The organism is Spirosoma aerophilum (assembly GCF_054782495.1).
This window is the reverse complement of sequence record NZ_BAAGSJ010000013.1, coordinates 1,304,650-1,323,742: the sequence shown is the minus strand read 5'-3', so window position 1 is coordinate 1,323,742 and position 19,093 is coordinate 1,304,650. Positions and strand designations below refer to the sequence as shown.

The 19,093-nt window shown below is 47.1% G+C and carries 18 protein-coding genes; 10 read left to right on the top strand and 8 right to left on the bottom strand.

The genetic code is table 11. From position 1 onward, the window contains the following. Positions 1-151: 151 nt before the first annotated feature. The gene (locus tag ACYVK4_RS16885) at positions 152-1,465 is read right to left on the bottom strand and encodes a hypothetical protein (RefSeq protein WP_461128693.1); all 1,314 of its coding nucleotides are present in this window, start codon (positions 1,463-1,465) and stop codon (positions 152-154) included. Between the two features lie 317 nt (positions 1,466-1,782). Here ACYVK4_RS16885 and proS point away from each other — a divergent pair, with 317 nt between their 5' ends. Next, the gene (gene proS, locus ACYVK4_RS16880; RefSeq protein ID WP_461128692.1) at positions 1,783-3,255 is read left to right on the top strand and encodes a proline--tRNA ligase; all 1,473 of its coding nucleotides are present in this window, start codon (positions 1,783-1,785) and stop codon (positions 3,253-3,255) included. A 95-nt stretch (positions 3,256-3,350) separates the two neighbouring features. Here proS and ACYVK4_RS16875 read toward each other — a convergent pair whose 3' ends face one another. Together ACYVK4_RS16875 and ACYVK4_RS16870 are read right to left on the bottom strand one after the other, a co-directional pair. Continuing rightward, positions 3,351-3,875 (bottom strand): hypothetical protein, encoded by a 525-nt coding sequence (locus ACYVK4_RS16875; protein ID WP_461128691.1) that lies wholly within the window; start codon positions 3,873-3,875, stop codon positions 3,351-3,353. Between the two features lie 38 nt (positions 3,876-3,913). Further along, positions 3,914-4,312 carry a PadR family transcriptional regulator gene (locus ACYVK4_RS16870; protein WP_461128690.1) on the bottom strand — a complete coding sequence of 133 codons (399 nt, stop codon included), beginning with the start codon at positions 4,310-4,312 and terminating at the stop codon, positions 3,914-3,916. Between the two features lie 314 nt (positions 4,313-4,626). On the opposite strand from ACYVK4_RS16870, the gene ACYVK4_RS16865 reads away from it, so the two are divergent. Beyond that, positions 4,627-5,079, top strand: coding sequence for an FKBP-type peptidyl-prolyl cis-trans isomerase (locus ACYVK4_RS16865; RefSeq protein ID WP_461128689.1), 453 nt, complete (start codon positions 4,627-4,629; stop codon positions 5,077-5,079). A 64-nt stretch (positions 5,080-5,143) separates the two neighbouring features. Here the strand turns inward: ACYVK4_RS16865 and ACYVK4_RS16860 are convergent, their stop codons facing one another. Then, positions 5,144-5,536, bottom strand: coding sequence for a hypothetical protein (locus ACYVK4_RS16860; protein WP_461128688.1), 393 nt, complete (start codon positions 5,534-5,536; stop codon positions 5,144-5,146). A gap of 151 nt (positions 5,537-5,687) precedes the next feature. Here ACYVK4_RS16860 and uvsE point away from each other — a divergent pair, with 151 nt between their 5' ends. Further along, on the top strand, positions 5,688-6,584 hold the full coding sequence (uvsE, locus tag ACYVK4_RS16855) for a UV DNA damage repair endonuclease UvsE (protein ID WP_461128687.1): 897 nt from the start codon (positions 5,688-5,690) through the stop codon (positions 6,582-6,584). 146 nt (positions 6,585-6,730) lie between these two features. On the opposite strand, the gene ACYVK4_RS16850 is transcribed toward uvsE, so the two are convergent. Further along, the gene (locus tag ACYVK4_RS16850; RefSeq protein WP_461128686.1) at positions 6,731-7,336 is read right to left on the bottom strand and encodes a T9SS C-terminal target domain-containing protein; all 606 of its coding nucleotides are present in this window, start codon (positions 7,334-7,336) and stop codon (positions 6,731-6,733) included. Between the two features lie 454 nt (positions 7,337-7,790). Here ACYVK4_RS16850 and ACYVK4_RS16845 point away from each other — a divergent pair, with 454 nt between their 5' ends. Further along, complete coding sequence (locus ACYVK4_RS16845) at positions 7,791-8,600, top strand: SDR family oxidoreductase (RefSeq protein WP_461128685.1); 810 nt, start codon at positions 7,791-7,793, stop codon at positions 8,598-8,600. A 139-nt stretch (positions 8,601-8,739) separates the two neighbouring features. Then, complete coding sequence (locus ACYVK4_RS16840) at positions 8,740-11,403, top strand: MGH1-like glycoside hydrolase domain-containing protein (protein WP_461128684.1); 2,664 nt, start codon at positions 8,740-8,742, stop codon at positions 11,401-11,403. Between the two features lie 121 nt (positions 11,404-11,524). Here the strand turns inward: ACYVK4_RS16840 and ACYVK4_RS16835 are convergent, their stop codons facing one another. Then, positions 11,525-11,908 (bottom strand): hypothetical protein, encoded by a 384-nt coding sequence (locus ACYVK4_RS16835; RefSeq protein WP_461128683.1) that lies wholly within the window; start codon positions 11,906-11,908, stop codon positions 11,525-11,527. Positions 11,909-12,076: 168 nt separating this feature from the next. Between ACYVK4_RS16835 and ACYVK4_RS16830 the strand changes: the two genes are divergently transcribed. Continuing rightward, positions 12,077-12,859 (top strand): NUDIX hydrolase, encoded by a 783-nt coding sequence (locus tag ACYVK4_RS16830; RefSeq protein WP_461128682.1) that lies wholly within the window; start codon positions 12,077-12,079, stop codon positions 12,857-12,859. Between the two features lie 280 nt (positions 12,860-13,139). Further along, positions 13,140-13,895, top strand: a complete 756-nt coding sequence (locus ACYVK4_RS16825; protein ID WP_461128681.1) for a response regulator transcription factor — start codon at positions 13,140-13,142, stop codon at positions 13,893-13,895. Between the two features lie 37 nt (positions 13,896-13,932). Here the strand turns inward: ACYVK4_RS16825 and ACYVK4_RS16820 are convergent, their stop codons facing one another. Beyond that, positions 13,933-14,217 (bottom strand): hypothetical protein, encoded by a 285-nt coding sequence (locus ACYVK4_RS16820; RefSeq protein WP_461128680.1) that lies wholly within the window; start codon positions 14,215-14,217, stop codon positions 13,933-13,935. Between the two features lie 663 nt (positions 14,218-14,880). Between ACYVK4_RS16820 and ACYVK4_RS16815 the strand changes: the two genes are divergently transcribed. Beyond that, positions 14,881-17,250 (top strand): PAS domain S-box protein, encoded by a 2,370-nt coding sequence (locus ACYVK4_RS16815; RefSeq protein WP_461128679.1) that lies wholly within the window; start codon positions 14,881-14,883, stop codon positions 17,248-17,250. Between the two features lie 9 nt (positions 17,251-17,259). Here the strand turns inward: ACYVK4_RS16815 and ACYVK4_RS16810 are convergent, their stop codons facing one another. After that, complete coding sequence (locus tag ACYVK4_RS16810) at positions 17,260-17,802, bottom strand: DUF6580 family putative transport protein (protein ID WP_461128678.1); 543 nt, start codon at positions 17,800-17,802, stop codon at positions 17,260-17,262. Positions 17,803-18,073: 271 nt separating this feature from the next. Between ACYVK4_RS16810 and ACYVK4_RS16805 the strand changes: the two genes are divergently transcribed. Beyond that, on the top strand, positions 18,074-18,388 hold the full coding sequence (locus ACYVK4_RS16805) for an autorepressor SdpR family transcription factor (RefSeq protein WP_461128677.1): 315 nt from the start codon (positions 18,074-18,076) through the stop codon (positions 18,386-18,388). A 14-nt stretch (positions 18,389-18,402) separates the two neighbouring features. Further along, the gene (locus ACYVK4_RS16800; RefSeq protein ID WP_461128676.1) at positions 18,403-19,065 is read left to right on the top strand and encodes an SdpI family protein; all 663 of its coding nucleotides are present in this window, start codon (positions 18,403-18,405) and stop codon (positions 19,063-19,065) included. The last annotated feature ends 28 nt before the right edge of the window (positions 19,066-19,093 follow it).

Genomic DNA, 19,093 nt, shown 5'->3' with positions numbered 1-19,093 from the left:
TGCACTACGGGTTTGTGAGGTTTAGAACAATTAAAGAACCGAACGTTTAATCTGCCCTCAACATTTTCGCACGCTACACATCTACTACAAAACGAAAATCCCCGCTAATTGTCCTAATCAGCAGGGATTTTTTCGTAATTAATTATAAAAACTATCGTGGACCGCGTCCACCGCCACCTGAAGAGACGCCACCACCTCCACCACCACCACCACCACTGTAGCTAGGGGCAGCGGGTGCACTGTACGTCCGGCTTGGCGCACTATAAGTAGGCTGCTGACTCTGGTAAGAAGGCTGGCTGTACGAACGGCTTTGGCTCTGGTAAGCGGGCTGCTGGTAGCTAGGCTGTGACTGCTGGTAACTTCCACGTCCACCGCTGCTGTAGCCACTGTTTCCATTGGAAGGCGTATAGCTGCCACGGCTGCTTTCGCGCGGACGGGCATAATACTCATTGCCCGAATTACTGTTATAGGATGGCGCAGTGGCCGTGCTGGCACCCGACCGACCATTGCTGCTGCCACTGTTGTCGTAATAATACGAACCCCGGCTGCTGCCATTGCTCGGACGAGCATAATAACTGTCGCTGTTGCGGGTAGCGGTGCTGGCTGAACCAGCCGCCGTACGGCCACCGTTGGGATTATATGAACGGGGGGAGTTGTCGAAAGCCGAATTGTAACGGCCTGACGAACGCTCCGTGGTCCGATTGTACGTCCGGGCGCGGTAAGGATCGGCACCAGCTATATACACATTGTTTACGTAGACAGGGTTGCCATAGTAACCGCCAAATCCGCCACCGTAATAGTTTGAATAGAACGGCGAGTAAAATGGACTGTATCCACCAAAACCACCGTAGGCATACGAACTATAGAAGGGATCGTAGCCGAAAGGGGAGTAGCCAAATGGCGAATAAGCGAACGAATTGCCGTAAAAGGGCGAGTAGAACGGACTGCCAAAGCCAAAACCAAACCGGTTAAAGCCTCCCAACCCTAGACCTAAGCCCAGACCGCTATAAAAGCCAGTGTTGTTAAAGCCCCAGCGATTCCAGCTGTAGGCCGACGTCATAGCTGTGTTATACCCATTGCCAAAGCCCGTGGTATACGCATCCGTGTCGTTCCAGCCCGGATCAGGCGAAAGACCCCGGTTTAATTTACGAGCGCTCAGCTCCGTATAGTATTCATCGGTGTTGGTACCACCGGCTGAACCATATTGCTGATCGTCAGTGTAATCGGGGTTAGCGTTGCGATACGACCGCTGTTGCCGGTCAAACCGCTGCTGCTGCCGCGAATTTTGCGGAGCAACCGAAGAATAGTCAGACGAGTTGCTGGCGTATACGGCAGCGTTGCCGGAATTGCCATACAAATCGTCTACTTCGCCAGCGTTTTGCGCCGTTTTCTGGCTGGAACTACAGCTCCAGATGCCCAGCAACGCAGCTAGCGATAAATAGCGATATAAGGGTTGCGTTTTCATTTGGCCAGGGAATTGATGTAATAAAGGCTCATATTGAGAACTCTTTCAATATATAACACAGGAAAGGTGTGTTTGATTACAAAAATAGACTAAAAACCTATCTTTGCAAGTTCACACGTATTAGATTCCATTTTGTTTACAAAGGTTTAATCCCATTTAAAATAAAGTTGAAAGAAATACTGGAGAAACCCCGACACTTTTGAAGCGATCAAACAGAAGTCAGTTAGCGTTGGACGGCTCGTCTAAAATTATTTCTGTGTAATATGTTCACTATTAGATGTTTATGTTGATCCGTATTTTTTTTGGCTCGTTCACGCATGGCAAAAGCACTTCCTTCCCGTAGTGAAAACTACTCCGAGTGGTATAATGAGTTAATTAAAAGAGCTGATCTGGCCGAGAATTCGGCGGTTCGGGGTTGTATGGTTATTAAGCCCTATGGCTTTGCAATCTGGGAAAAGATGCAACGGGCCCTGGATGATATGTTTAAGGAAACGGGCCACCAGAATGCCTATTTCCCGCTGTTTATCCCCAAGTCATTTTTGAGTAAAGAAGCCTCACACGTAGAGGGCTTTGCCAAAGAGTGTGCCGTTGTAACACACTACCGCTTGAAAAATGCTGAAGACGGCTCGGGTGTGATCGTCGATCCGGAAGCAAAACTGGAAGAGGAGCTTATTGTCAGGCCTACCTCCGAAACAGTCATCTGGAGTACCTATAAAAACTGGATTCAGTCGTATCGCGATCTGCCGCTCCTTATTAACCAATGGGCCAACGTTGTTCGCTGGGAAATGCGTACCCGGATTTTTCTGCGTACCACCGAGTTCCTGTGGCAGGAGGGTCATACCGCCCACGCAACGGCCGAAGAAGCTCAGTTTGAAACCCGACAGATGCTCGACATCTACGCGCAGTTTGCCGAGGAGTGGATGGCCTTACCGGTCATAAAAGGGACAAAAACCGCCAATGAACGCTTTGCCGGTGCTGACGATACACTCTGTATAGAAGCCATGATGCAGGATGGCAAGGCACTTCAGGCCGGAACGTCGCATTTTCTGGGGCAAAATTTTGCCAAAGCGTTCGATGTGCAGTTTTTGAACAAGCAAAACCAGCTTGACTATGTCTGGGGAACGTCATGGGGTGTATCGACGCGGTTGATGGGTGCCCTGATCATGGGCCATTCCGATGACGATGGGCTGGTATTACCTCCCAAACTAGCTCCCATTCAGGTGGTTATCGTGCCAATCTATCGAACTGAAGAACAACTCGAATCACTGTCGGCTAAAATCCAGCCGCTGGTAAAAGAGTTGAAAAAAGCCGGGATCTCGGTGAAATACGACGATTCGGATGCCAATAAACCCGGCTGGAAATTTGCTGAATACGAACTTCGTGGCGTACCGGTTCGTTTGGCAATGGGTGGACGTGACCTGGAAAATGGAACGGTCGAGATCGCGCGTCGTGACCTGAAAACGAAGGAAACGGTGCCCTTCGATGGCCTGACGGAGCGGATCAAAGCTCTGCTCGACGATATTCAGGAAACGATTTACAAAAAGGCGCATATGTTCCGGCAGGACAACACCTTCAAGGTCGACACGTTCGGGCAGTTTCAGGAGCAGCTCGAAAAAGGTGGCTTTTTGCTGGCACACTGGGATGGTACCAGCGAAACCGAAGAAGCGATCAAAGAGGCCACGAAAGCCACGATCCGGTGTATTCCGTTTGATCAGGAGGCAGAAGAGGGCGTCGATGTTTTTTCGGGTAAACCCTCAAAAGGACGTGTCGTATTTGCCCGGGCTTATTAATCCGGAATCAAGTTGATAAAGAGCGTTCAAGGCGAGCCAACTATATGATTAAATCTATAGTTGGCTCGCCTTGAACGTTTCACTAAAAACGTTTTTTATCGCGCATAAAGCTGCTGCTGCCGTTGGTATTGAATGTACCAGCTCACAACGGCAAAGGTTACAGCACTCAAACCAATCAGCCAAACCAGTCCACTCAAACTCACATACGACCAGGTTCCCCGGCTCAGACCATCCATCATGGCCATTAACATCATCACTAAGCCCAGCGCCATAATAAATGCATTTCGCAGGGTAGTGGGGTAGTTTCTTCGAAGATCGTAAGCGCCATAGGCTTTATTCCTGAATTCAAACACAATATCATCCAGGCTGGCTTCCCTAAGCTGTGCGTCGGTCATGGCTAATTCAACCTGATAGGTTTCCCGCAGGTGCCGTACGGCCTTCACGTTGGCTTCTTCAAGAACTTTGGCAAGGGCCATTTCGAACGAAAAACCACGCCACAGGTAATGCTCTACTTCGCAGGCAAGGTGATCCAGCAGTTCTTCAACGAGGACATCTGTGGAGCCATTCTGAATAAGGTGTTTTTGCAACGTTGCCAATTGTTGCGGGCTGAGTTTTTTCATGACACGCGTTCCGTTTAAATCATTGGGATAAGAGTTGCTTAATGACTAGATACTAAGTTGACAGGTAGTTGCAGCAAATGACGCATCGTCTCCATAAACCGCTCAAAATCCGACAGTTTCTGAACGGCAACTTCGGTGCCTTGTGGTGTAAGTGTATAATACTTTCGTAAGCGACCCTCCGCTTCTTCGGTTTCCGTGGTTAGTAAACCTTCCTGCTCCAGTTTATGCAAAACCGGATAAAGGGCGCCAAATGACAGGATAATCTCACCATTTGTCCGATCTTTCACCGCCTGGGTGATCTCATAGCCGTACATTCGCCCCGGCCGGATGCCAGATTGTTTGGAGGAGCCTGTGCTGGTCTGCATTTGTTCGGACAGCAGCTTTAGTATGATGGTTTTCAGTGTTCCTCGTAGAAACTCACTACCCGATGATTCCATGGCCGTAAAAAAAGATTAATTGGTCAGCAAGTGATGTAAATATATATAAGTAAGCGATATATGCAATCAATTGAAGTGAATTTTTTTTCGAGTTTTTGACCTGATTTTAGTCAAAAAATAAGTTTCTGGTCAGTTAAAACAGGGCAGGAGGCTGAATTTTCTGTTTGGTTTTTTAGCGCCAGGGATTTCTGAAAATGACGAATCGTGAACTTTTGGGGTTAGTCGGTAGTTGGTCAAAAGTTAGCGTGTAGCCCAATCACTGCCGGAAGATCCGGTACTTTTACGGCACGTTTTACAACAAACCACATAACAAAATGGCACAAGCAAAATCTGGCGATACTGTTCAGGTGCACTATACCGGAACCCTGAGTGATGGAACGGTATTTGATTCATCTGAAGGCCGTACGCCCCTGGAGTTCACTGTTGGCAGTGGTCAGGTGATTAAAGGCTTTGATGATGGCGTAACCGGCATGAATCAGGGCGAGAAAAAAACCATTAGCATTCCCGTTGAGGACGCTTATGGGCCAGCTAACGAAGACATGATTTTTACGCTGGAACGTTCCGACCTTCCGGCCGATATTCCGCTCGAGGTAGGTATGACCCTCAATATGCACGAAGATGGTAATCCACGGCCTATTCCGGTAATCATTCGCTCGCTCACCGAAACCAACGTGACGCTTGATGCCAACCACCCTCTCGCAGGCCAGGATTTGACATTCGATATTGAACTGGTAGGCGTTAAGTCGCCATCAGGCCTGATCCTATAAGACTGCTCAGTAAACTGCTTACGGGTATGCGACGTTGATTATCTAACGTCGCATACCCGTTTTTTTATGTTCCGGCCAGGTTATCCAGCTCTCTCAGCGCAATGTCAACGCCCCGCAAATTAGCCCTTGCCGTGTAAGCCGCCAGCGCAACCGTTATAGCGCCAATGTTTAGGGCGATGGGCAGGTTGTCGAGCCGTTTTAAACTCATTTTTGCTTTAGTTGTCGCTTCTTTTATCCGAGTCGTCATGCGTTCGGTATTCATAAAGGCGGGTCGGGTTGTGCGTCGTTGGATGTCCTGAGCTCTGTTAAGTAAGCTATTCTGGTAGGCATTTAGGTCCAGTTGCTGCTCAAAGGTCAATTCTGACCAATGATTGCCCTGAAATTCATTCAGGGAACGGGCCATATCAATATAAGCCTTTGCAATATCTTCGAGTTGTTCTACCGTAAAATCCTCCATAAGAAGTGGTGAGCTGAGGTTGGCATGTCTAACGGGTGGAAGTAGCGAGTAAGATAAGCCCCTTCTACTCGATTTTTGGTCTGTTTGTCCGACTTTTGAACGAACGGTCAATTCGTCAAAACCTGAAAGCGGTCATTAGCGTTAAGTCAGCATGGAATTAGGATCAGTAAACGCCGGATATGCCTGTATAAATTTGAGTTTGCAGGCCAGTAAAATCACGACCAATCGGGGCATGATCAAAAAGACATTTACCGAAAAAGGTCTGTCTTATGCGTCGGAACTGGCGCTTAAAAATGTGCAGGATCTATTAAAAGTAGTAGACTGGAATCTGGAAAACGGGTTCAGGATTTTTCGAATATCATCCGATCTTTTCCCCTGGTCGTCGGAATACCGAATCCCCAACCTGCCCGATTACCCTGAAATACGCGAAACACTCGAAGAAATAGGCAGCCGCCCCATTCGGCTCACCGCCCACCCCGGTCCGTTCAATCAACTGGCCGGACAGGGAAAGGTCCTGGAAAACACGATAAAGGATCTTGAGTCTCAATCGGAGGTTTTTGACCTGATGGGCCTCCAGCCATCTCATTGGAATAAAATAAACTTCCACGTTGGGGGTACCTATGGCGATAAAACCTCAACCCTGGCCCGATTTGCCAAAAATTTTACCCTGCTTTCCGAAAACTTAAGGGCTCGCCTTACTGTCGAAAACGACGATCGGGTCAATCTTTATACAGTAGCGGACCTCAATTCCCTGCACGAAACGATTGGCATCCCCATCGTTTTTGATTACTTTCATCATTCACTCAATCCGGGTACCCAAACGGAAGAGGAGGCCTTTATGATGGCTTTCAACAGCTGGGATGTCCGCCCAGTGTTCCATTTTTCAGATTCGCGCCGGGAGCATGAAGATCCAAAAGCCCGACGCGAAGCCCATGCTGACTGGCTGTATTCGCCGGTGAACACCTATGGCAAAGACATTGATATTGTGTTCGAATCGAAAATGAAAGAACTGGCTCTCCTGAAGCGTCGGGCTGTCATTCACTCATAAAAAAAGCCCGCTGCTTTCTCTGGAAAGCAGCGGGCAGGATTCATTCAGATGGTGTGGTGACTAGACTTGTCCGAAAAGGCTGGCCACGCGCAAGTTGAGAATGGTGAATTGGTCAGGCGGTGGGTGGAATGCCACAACCCGTTTTCTTAGTGTTGAATGTCAATGTGTGTGGTAAATTTCTTCTCCGAAGGCCCAACAACGAAGGTATAGGCACCGGATGGAAGCGCTGACAAATCGAATCGGCGAACGGAACCTTTAAAGGTGTCGGTTTGCACTAACACGTTTTGAGCATCGTAGATCGCTACATTGGCCTCGTCGATATTCTTGGCGGGCAGAACAACTTCAATTTTGTTCTTTTCGTAGGCGGTCAGCGTAGGCTGGGTAACTTGTTGCAGACTGCGTTCATCAACATTAAGCGCATTCGCTTTGATCGTTAGACCCTGCGACATCCACCAGGCGTTGTTGCCGGCTGTCAGGTAATACTGACCATCGGGCAGGTTGTTCAGGTTGAATGAAGTAGCCCGTTTGTCGTTTTTGCCAATGACTCCCCGATAGAGAACGTTGCCGTCGACATCGATCAATGCCACGTCAACCGATGCTCCCGGCTGTGTATAAATGCGTACTTTCTTTTGCTCGGACTTCTCAACTTTCACACCATTCATTCCTGATCCTGTGTCAGCTTTAGCATCTCCCATGCCGGCCAGACTCATTGCTGATAATAGAACAGCGATTGTTAATTGGAATTTTTTCATTGGTTTGAAATTTTTGTTTTACCGGGACAAAGGTGTGGCAGGAACACGGTTCAATGCAATAGCGCGATTGCTGGAAATCAGGCTTTTACGAAATGTTCATTTTAAAATTATATTCTTTCTAAGCAAATTAGGGCGTTTATTGGAAAAGTACAACAAGTCCCTATTTATGACTTATCAATTGTATTTTTCTAATAATTCTAATTTTTAGGACTTAACACATGTCGATGTATAATTTTCTGCCTAATAATCCTATTTGCTATAATTGGTTTCATTTTGTGTCAGACCGGAAACTATATTTTCCAGTCCCTTTTGGGAAATTAACAGTTGATTAATGAATAGGATGGGCGACGTATGAACGCTACTTTGCCACCGCTTTCGGTGCATCATCTATTTCGATGCTCCTGTCAGGAAGCAATCCCTGTAGACGCTTACTATCAATTCAATACTGAATTTCATGGAACAATCATTAAAAGGACAAACAGCTATCGTTACCGGTGCCAGTAGCGGCATTGGTTCAGGAGTGGCTAAATCTTTGGCTGCCGCCGGCGCATCGGTTGTCGTTAATTACCCGTCAGCGTCATCTAAGCCATCGGCCGAAGCTGTTTTAACGGAGATTACCAATGCAGGGGGGGCGGGTATGATCGCCCAATGCGATGTGACCAAGGAAGATGAGGTTATAAAGATGTTTGCCGATACGGTGGAAACGTTCGGTACGGTCGATATTCTCATTAATAATGCAGGTTTACAGCGGGACGCGAAGTTCCATGAAATGACACTCGACCAGTGGAATACCGTCATAAATGTGAACCTGACAGGGCAGTTTCTATGCGCCCGTGAAGCGATTCGTGAGTTTTTAAGGCGAGGTCCAAAACCGGAAGTATCGGCTGCCACTGGTAAGATCATCTGTATGAGTTCCGTTCATGAAATTATTCCATGGGGTGGCCACGTCAATTATGCCTCTTCAAAAGGCGCTATTAAAATGTTGATGCAGTCGCTGGCCCAGGAGTACGGCGATCGACGAATCCGGGTGAATAGTATTTGTCCGGGGGCTATTCAAACGCCAATTAACCGGGGTGCCTGGGAAACTCCTCAGGCCCTTAACAGCCTGATGACGCTGATTCCTTACAATCGAATTGGTCAGCCGTCTGATATTGGCAATCTGGCCGTGTTTCTGGCATCAGATTTATCTGACTATATAACCGGCGCCAGTATCTTCATCGACGGCGGTATGACCGTTTTTGAAGGATTTGCCGATAATGGATAAAAGAAGATGCAGGATATAGGATGTAGGATGTATGATATACGACTCGCGCGAGTGCTAATGAGAGTCAACCCTACAGCTTATATCATATATCATACATCCCTACATCCTGCTTCCCCAGTGCCACCTTATCAATACTGCCGTGACCACCGAACAACATCGTTTACATGATCCAGCCTGGCGGCAATGGGGACCCTATGTGTCTGATCGCCAATGGGGCACCGTGCGCGAAGATTACAGTTCGAACGGCGATGCCTGGAACTACACGACGCACGACATGGCCCGGAGCTACACCTTTCGCTGGGGCGAGGAGGGTATTGCCGGTTTTTCGGATGACCGACAGCAGCTATGCCTCGCGCTTGCCTTGTGGAACGGAAACGATCCTATTCTGAAAGAGCGCTACTTTGGCCTGACCAATGCCGAAGGCAACCATGGCGAGGACGTTAAAGAACTATACTATTACCTGGACAATGTACCATCGCATTCTTACCAGCGAATGCTGTACAAATATCCACAGGCGGCTTATCCGTACAACTGGTTAGTGGCCGAAAATCGGCGTCGTGGTCGGTTGGATCCCGAATTTGAATTGCTCGACACGGGCCTTTTCGATGAGGATCGGTATTTTGATGTATTTGTGGCGTATGCCAAAGCGAGTCCGCAGGATATTCTGATGAGCATCACGGTGCATAATCGGGGACCTGAAGCGGCCAGCCTTCACTTGTTGCCAACTCTCTGGTTTCGGAATACCTGGGCCTTTGGCGATGACTCCGATGGCGTTCCCAATTATCGCCCATCGCTGGTACTGCAACCCGACCAGACTGTTTCTGTAGAGGACTCCGCCCTGGGCCGGTATATATTGCATGCCGAAGGCCAGCCCGAATGGTTGTTCTGCGATAACGAACCGAATGCCTCCCGGCTTTACAATATTCATATTGGTGCCAGATACCCTAAAGATGGGATCAACGACTACATCATTCACGGTACGCAAACGGTAAATCCGGGCCATATCGGAACGAAGGCAGCGGCCCATTACGAAATTACCGTCCCGGCCGGAGAGTCGACTGTGATTCGGTTACGGCTGGAAGCCACGGGCCCCGTGGGTACCGGTCTGGTGCAGCCGTTCGATGATTTTGATCGGATCTGTTCAATGAGAAAGCAGGAAGCCGATGAGTTTTATGCTAAAATTCACCCCCATCAGGCGACACCGGATGAAAAAATGGTTCAACGGCAGGCATTTGCCGGAATGTTGTGGAGTAAACAATACTACTATTATGACGTGTCGCGCTGGCTGGCCGGTGATGAGAATAGTCCACCGCCACCCCCTGAACGCCTGAAAGGGCGGAACCATACCTGGCTGCAGCTGATCAATGCGGGGGTTATTTCTATGCCCGACAAATGGGAATATCCGTGGTATGCTGCCTGGGATTGGGCGTTTCATTGCGTAACCCTCTCGGTTATTGACCCAGGTTTGGCCAAGCAGCAGCTTATGTTGCTGACGAATGAGTGGTTTATGCACCCTAACGGTCAGCTTCCTGCCTACGAGTGGAATTTCTCGGATGTCAACCCGCCCGTTCAGGCGTGGGCTGCCTGGCGTATCTACCACATTGAGCTGGAGCGAAAACCAGCAGGGGAAGAGGATTTGACTTTCCTGCGGGGCATTTTCCATAAACTGATGCTCAATTTTACCTGGTGGGTAAATCGAAAGGATCAGTCGGGAAATAATATATTCGAAGGAGGATTTCTGGGCCTCGATAACATTGGGGTGTTTGATCGGAACACCGTATTTCCCGATGGCAGCCATCTGGAGCAGGCCGATGGGACCAGCTGGATGGCCATGTATGCCCTGAATATGATGCGTATTGCCCTTGAACTGGCAAAGCACGATTCTGTTTATGATGAATTGGCCACCAAATTCTTTGATCATTTTCTGTACATCGCGGGCGCAATCACTAACATTGGGAACACCTCCCTGGGGCTATGGGACGAGGAAGATGCGTTTTTCTATGATCAGCTTCGGCTGGATGATGGGACCGTGCAGCGGCTGAAAGTAAGGACGTTGGTTGGTCTGATTCCAATGTTTGCCGTGGAAGTGCTGGATGATGAATTGCTACGGGCCAATCCTGCCTTTGTGGAGCGAATGGAATGGTTTCGGGGACACAGACCTGATTTATACAACCAGGTTTCCCGCTATTCGGAAATAGGCGTCGACGAAAAACGCTTACTCAGCTTGCTGCGGGGATTTCGGCTTAAATCTTTGCTGCTGAAAGTACTGGATGAAAATGAGTTTTTAAGTCCGCACGGTATCCGGGGTGTGTCGAAAGTTTATAAAGACCAGCCATACGAATTTACCCTCGACAACACCACCTTTCGACTGACCTACACGCCCGCTGAAAGTGACAGCAACATGTTTGGGGGCAATAGCAACTGGCGAGGCCCGGTCTGGATGCCGGTGAACTATCTGTTAGTAGAAAGTCTGGAGCGATTCTACCATTATTTTGGGGATAGTTTCACGGTGGAATACCCCGTCGGAACCAACAATCAAATCACCTTAAAAGCTGTCGCCCAGGAATTAACAAATCGACTGATCAGTCTTTTTACGATCGATAAAGATGGAAAACGCGCTGCCTTCGGCCAGCACCCCAAATACCAAGATCCGCATTTTCGGGATTACGTGCTTTTTTATGAGTACTTCGATGGCGACAATGGTCGTGGTGTTGGTGCCAGTCATCAAACAGGCTGGACCGGCCTGGTAGCCGAGCTTATCGAACGTAAATATAAAAAGTGGGGGAAGGGCTCAAAAAATTGACTCCTGAAAAACAATCTACAATCAATAATTACCAATTGGCGCCCTTATTGAAAGAAGACGATTGAAAAGTAATCGTCTTCTTTCAATAAGGGCGCCAATTGGTTCTTTTCCTGTTGAGGAATTAGTTCTTAACCCGCAGGGCAGTCGAGTCGAACATATTCATCAGTTGCCCTTTCAAATGGTCGTCGTCTACTTTGTTTAATTCAACACCGATTTCGCCGGCCTGAGCCGTATCGAAGTAAATGGTGAGTTTTTTGCCTGGATCTTCTTCAATTTTTGTGATGGGCATAGCGGGGTTAGTTCCCGTTGGATCTTTCAATTGGCCAGTCAGCTTGCCGTCTTTACGCACCAGCTCAGTAACCATTTTCGCGTCTCCACTAGGGGTGCCCATGACAGTGATTTCCCATTTGCCGGCAAAAAAGTCGGCAGGTGGAGTTGCCTGAGAAAAGCCTTTGACGCAAACGCCGAGCAGAAAAATGAACAGAAATAGACTTACTTTTTTCATTGTTGGAATTGATTTAAACGTGAAATTTTAGGGTTCATACCTCCGTTGCCAAATTATATTATTCGGAGTAATAATTTAATAAAAGTTAATAGCGTAATTTTTACGGAATAAAGATAAGGTATTATTTCTAATTGGTAAAATTTACAGAATCGTTTTTTAACTTTGGTCATGAACTCGGAGGAAGACGTAACAAACTTTGTTAAATACGGCTATCAGCAGTACCTGTCCCATCTCAGTATTGACTCGGTTATTTTTGGTTACCACGATCAACAGCTAAAGATTTTACTTCTCAAATGGATAGGGTATAACGGCTGGGGACTGCCGGGTGGATTTATTCAGCGGAGAGAGCCATTGAGCCAGGCGGCCAATCGAGTTGTTCAGGAGCGAACCGGGCTTGATCAGCTATTTCTTCAGCAGTTCCATACTTTTGGAGATTCACCGTATCGTCTTAAAGAACGGAGCACTCGTGAGTTTGCCGAAAAATATGGCCTCGTCCTAGATATTGAAGCTGACAACTGGCTTTTTGAGCGGACGTTATCCATTGGCTATTTCGCCCTGGTCGATTACTCAAAAGTTACTGTAACGAGTGATTTCTTCTCAAATGAACACCAGTGGTGTGATGTAAATGCCATTCCCGAACTTCTGTTCGATCAAAATGAGGTCGTAGATAAGGCATTGACCACGCTTCGGCAGCAGATTTACCACCAACCGATCGGCTATAACCTCTTACCGGAAAAATTTACGCTGCCCGAAATCCATAAACTTTACGAGACCATTTTAGGGAAAGAACTGGACCAGCGCAACTTTGCCAAGAAGCTTGTGACGCTGGGGCTAATAAAAAAACTGGATGAGCAACGGTCTATTGGCCCCCACCGATCGCCCTATTTATATCAATTTGAGAAAGAAGCCTACCAGGAAGCCCTGAAACAGGGGCTTGTACATACGTATTAGTTGTTAAACGGTAGTTAACGGGTAGCCGCTGAATTCTTGTTTTTACATCAGTATCGTAACCGGATGAACTGGTTTATCGATCAAGCTGATAATCTGTAAATTCTAAAAAAAACTTGTGTGTGCAACAGTACTTTATGTTACCAATCCTAGAAATTTAATAAGCAAAGAGTATATTTACTGCTGTATTAAATACTAAGTAGCTTGTAAAAATAGTAAAGCGTGCCAGAAAGCTATTCGCCATGCTTCCTATGAGTTGCATGATCCTCTGACCAATTTCAACATGGCAAAAATTTTAGTAGTTGAAGATGATGAACAATTAAGGCAGAATATTTGCGAACAACTCGAGTTGGATAATTATGAGGTGAAGGTTGCTGGCAATGGACTAATGGCACTTGACCTGCTGCCTTCTTTTTATCCAGATCTAATTCTTTGTGATGTCCTGATGCCGGAGATGAACGGTATTGATTTTATAAGAGCCGTGAAGGATGACCGGAAATTTCGAAATGTGCCGTTTATTTTTCTTACTGCCAAAGTAGCTCAGGAAGATAAATTATTAGGGCTTGAAGAAGGAGCTATCGATTATCTGTCAAAGCCCTTTTTGCGTCGGGAACTCCTGTTAAAGGTCAATAATATTATTACGCAGCGCTCGGATTTCATTCTAAATCAATTGATGGACCCGGCAACCGAGGGGGCTGATTTTCAGTTTGTCAGGCAATTAACGGCTTCACTGGAGGCTCATTTTGATGACTCTTCATTAACTGCCAATAAAGTTGCTGAACTCATGAATATGAGTCTTTCTGCTTTTCAGCGGCACATAAAAGCTTATTTTCCGAGGAACTTTAATGAAATACTAAGAGAGCATCGCCTGAAGAAAGCGATGCTCTATCTAACGCAAACGGATCAAAGTCTTCAATGGATTGCCGATCGATGCGGCTTTAGCAGTTTGTCTTATTTTTCGTACTGCTTTAAGAAAGCTTATCAGATAGCTCCTCTCCGATTTAGAACGAACAATCGGCCGGATATAACCATATCGTAGTGAACGTAGTAAAGACAATCGATATGGAGCGCGCGTGTCAGGCGAGAAGTTCGTCCAGATTTAAATGATCTACGTAGTTCATCAGTTGTTCTGAACAACCCGTTTGATCTATAAATGTGACCACTTCGTAGGGTTCCCAGTTTGCACCCATTCCCCTTCGAGTAGGCCAACGAAAATAGATTTCAACAAAATGATCTGACCAGTAATACAATTTAACTTGATCATTGTTGCATTGGCGCTGGGCAATGAAGCGTCCTTTTAACGGAATCAGCACCACTTGCTCAGGTAGAGTCAATTGATTAAACAGAGGGACATTCATCATTACGGTAAGTATAAATTACGGTGAGGAAATAATGACGGTGGGGTAAATTTTATGTTCGATCAATGTTCTTAACAGTACGCATGCTTCGTGACAAGATCCTCAATGGACCTGTTTAAATAGTGCATGGTGTTCGCATGCTTCTTTAGCACAGTTGTTTGGCTCTTGGCGGTGCAGTCGGTTGGTTTATCGAAATCATTATTAAAGCGTTCCACTGCTTTTACCAACTCTTTTTTTAGATACTGAAGTGTTAATCGTGTTTCAATGGATAAGGATATCGGTTGACTTAACATCAAACCAATTTGGTGGTAATTTCTATACAACTGACTGATTTCGGTTTGCCAGGTAGCAAATTCGGAGGTTTGTGAACGCTTGGTAGTGGCCATATTATATGTTGTTGTTAATACCAATCAATTAAAAATATAGCGCGTTGAGTAGGGGAAAAAGTCTTCGGGATACCTGTTACGGTTACTGAGACAAAAGTATAGCTGACTTTTTTTGATTACACGTCTGTTTTTTGTGATTTCCAATCCCTTGAAATTTCATGAGATAAATGAATGTAAATTTGAAAAGATTAGAATTTCGGTCTGTTCAAGTAGGGGTTGAAACGAATAGTTATTATTAACGAGTTAGTAATTAGTGCCATTTACCATCTACCAGAGCCTGATGAATTCTTCAGTACACGAAAATGTGCCAACTGCTTTGATTGATGAGAGGGAACATTCGTCCTTCGGTGTGCTTACGTTAGACCCTGTCCGGGATCAGCACGGAGCAGTCGTGGATTTACAGATAAGATGGGCAAATGAATGGGTCCTTTCCAACTATGGGTCGATGGGGCAGGGTTTAGTTGTCGGTAGCAGCCTGACTCAGTTGTTAGGTGATCAAAGCGATTCTTTACCTAAATTCCTGAATCAGCTGACGAATCAAGGTGTTGTGCTGTTCGACATTCCTGTAAACAACACGGAAACCGTTCAATGCCGATTAACGGCATTTGAGGTGGGATATATGGCCGTTGTTGAACCGGTAGCTGCCAATTCGAGAAGAATCGAACGGGCCGGGGCGAAAACGGTAACAACGTCGGATCAGCAGGACGATCTTCTCCGCGAAAACCGGGAGCTGAACCTGTTTTTTGCCCTTTCCCTTGAACTGCACTGCATTACAGATCGGAATGGCAATTTCCTCAAAGTCAATTCAGCCTGGAAAACAATGCTGGGCTACACCGAGGAAGAATTGATGACCCGTAATTATGTAGAGCTGATTCATCCGGATGACAAAGTTTTTGCCTTGTCCGGAACCCCTTATTTGAATGATCCGCACCCAACGCTCCGAAAATGCATACGTATTCGCAAAAAGAGGGGTTCCTATGCGTTTGTCGAGTGGCATTGCGATTGCACCGAAGACCGACAGTATATATCCGGTCGTGAAATCACCGAGTACCCGGATATCACCGAAGAACATGCTGATGAGGTCAATCTCCTGACCGATCGCCTGACGTATGTTGATTCAGAAAGGGATAAAAAAGAACGCAGGCTGGTTGAGGAAGCACTGCGGGTGAGCGAGCAGCGATTCCAAGCTATTTTCAACTTAAGTTATCAGTACATCGGCTTGATGCGCCCGGATGGTGTATTGCTGGAAGTCAATGAAACGGCGTTAAAGGCAGGTGGGAAAAAACTGAGCGAGGTGATTGGAAAGCCACTCTGGGAGACTATCAAGTGGAATAATTCTGCGGACGAGCAACAGAGACTCAGGCAGGCCATTCAGCAAGCAGCCAGTGGCGAATTAGTCACCTATGAAGTAGACGTTCTGGATGCTCAAAATAACCGCATTGCCCTGGATTTAAGCATCAAGCCCATCTTTAATGACAATGGGCAAGTGGTTTTATTGATTCCGGAAGGGCGGGATATAACCAAAAAGAAACGGGGGGAAGACGCGCTGCGGGAAAGCGAACAGCGATTCCGGGAAATAGCCGAGAATGTGAGCGATGCGTTCTGGATTCATTCGGCTGATTCACTCGAATTGATCTATGTAAACCCGGCCTTCGAACGGGTAGTTGGGTATTCTGCCCAGCAGTTGAATCAAAACCCCCAGTTGCTGCTGGAAGCCATTGTTGAAGAAGATCAGGCCCGGTTGACAGATATTTTTACCGAATACCGACTGGGGAAAGAGCTGACCGGCCAATACCGGCTGAAGGAGGGCAACAATATCACTCGCTGGTTTACGGTTCGCACGTTTGTGATGAAAGACTGCCAGGACAAACCATTGCGGTATATTGGTGTAGCGAGCGATATTACCAGCCAGAAAGAAAAAGAAATCGTACTGCAGCAATCGTTGGCGCGTGAGAAAGAACTGAACAAGTTAAAATCGCAGTTTGTCGCCATTGCGTCTCACGAGTTCCGGACGCCCCTGGCAACGATTCAGTCCAGCGTTGATCTGATTGGTCTGTACATGAACCGTAACGAGCCAATCGATCTGCCAGCCATGCGCCGGCATCTGGCTGTTATCGAACAGGAGATTGTTGCGTTTAGTAATCTGCTGACCGATGTACTAACGATTGGTAAGATGGAGGAGGGGAAAATATCATTCAATCCCCGTCAGGTAGATTTTGTCGCCTTGAGCCAGGAGGTTATATCGACCAACTTCAGCGAATACCGGGATTCCCGCCGGGTACAGTTATCGATACAGGGTAAACCAGTCAAAACGTTTATCGATGATAAACTGATGAGGCACGTCCTGATCAATTTGCTGACCAACGCCTTCAAATTTTCTTCTGAAAATCCGGAACTGTTTATTCTGTTCGAAGAGAGAAAATTGGTGATCTCGGTTAAAGATCAGGGGATAGGCATACCCACAGAGGACATTTCATCACTTTTCCAGCCCTTTTTTCGGGCTGGAAATGCGACGTCCGTTCAGGGAACGGGTTTAGGGTTAGCTATTTCCCGCCAGTTTGTGGAGCTTCATGGCGGGGTATTCACGGTGACCAGTAAAGAAAATCAGGGCACCACCATTATCGTTACGATACCGATCAGCATCGTTTAATCTTTGTGATTAGCTTCGGCTTGGGCGTAACACCAGGTACCGTTTCTGCAGCAGGTAATACCCGCCGAACAGGATACCGCTGAAAAACAAATCGCCAAAAAGCCCGTTCAGGAAAAAGTTAGAGCCGTTATAAAAAGCCAGCCCGGCCGCGTAACAGGTCATTAATCCGGCTGCTGTTTGGGGGTAGAACGTACTGCCAAACCACACGGCAAAGTTGGTGATCAGGAAAAACAAGACAGAAGAGGTAACTGAGGCTGCCGCAATTCGAACGGCTGTAGGGCGCTGCAACGCCCATAATCCCAGCAGCCAGGTAAGGGCGAAGCTTACATAAACCGCATTCATGCTGCCGTGGAACCCAATGATAAAGTCGCTCAACAGCATGGCGGCAAAAGGTACCGCTAACCCCAGCCATTTACGTTCGAATGTAGCCGCGCCAAAAAGCGCTATGGCTGCAATGGGTGTAAAATTTGGCCAGTGAGGGACTAAACGAAACAGGGCGGCTGCCAGAACAAGAATAGTAAGCGTCGTTAAGCGAATTTGAAGCGGCTTCATGGTTATCAAGTAGTAATGTACTGCGGGGGCATTATGCTCCAGTTCTTGGAAAGAGTCAAAAACTGCCGGTAGTGCCCTGTTTATTCAACAAAGGTAACTCCATAAATAGTTACGGCAAAGTCTATTTCTGTTCAGGAACAAGATCTGAACCTGTGCCGTGGGTTTCCAACGGTCGAATACCATTCATCACGAAATACAACCACTGTTAAATAATTAGACAAACGTCTAAATGAATAGTTAGATGTTTGTCTAATTATTTAACGCTTCTGGCATGAACAACCTCTTTAAAGCCCTGAATGATCCTACCCGCCGACAGATTCTGGACCTACTGCGGGAGAGCGACCTGAATGCCGGTGAGATTGCCGAGCGGTTCAATATGACGAAGCCCAGCATTTCGCACCATCTCGACCTGCTGCGACAGGCGGGTCTGGTTGAAGCCACCAAACAGGGGCAGTTTATCAACTATTCCCTCAACACGACCGTGTTCGACGAGCTGCTTTCCTGGCTGATGAGCTTCCAGAAGCCGGAGTCCCAACCCGATACGCATCCAATAGCAACCGAAAAAAAAGTTAGTGATAACGCTTAACACAACTTTCACGCATGAAAACGAATTCTACATCAATCGAATTTCTAATCGTTGCCTGTATGCTGGCTCCGATGATTTATCTGGCCATTGTCTGGAATCAGTTACCGGATCAGTTACCGGTTCATTACGATATGCAGGGTAGCCCGAATGGCTGGCAGATGAAGGAAACGGCGGCCTTATCCATGGGTTGTTTAACCGGGTTTATGTATCTGATACTTCGTTTTGTTACGCGGCTAACGCCTAACGGAACCCTTCAAACCGGCAACTACCAGAAACTCCGATTAGTCGTCGGATTGTTTTGGGGGATTACCATTGGATTGGTCTTTTATATGGCTGGTCATCAGGGTGCTGATCTGCCCGTTATTCGTATCCTAATGGGACTGGTTGGCTTCTTATTCGCCGGTCTGGGTAATTACCTGACGACCGTTAAGCCAAACTGGTTTGTTGGCATCCGAACTCCCTGGACACTCGCCAATGAAACGGTCTGGCGGAAAACCCATCGGTTGGCGGGGCGTCTTATGGTGGCGGGTGGTCTGGCGAGTATGGTCCTGGCGTTTGTTCTACCCAGTGCATACCTGATTAGTTGCATATTGGGTCTGGCGGGCCTGGTAGCGATCATTCCCACCGTTTACTCCTACATCTTTTTCCGGCAGGAGAAATCGCATCAGCTCAACTAATCAACCCTGGACTCTCTAGTTTAAGCCT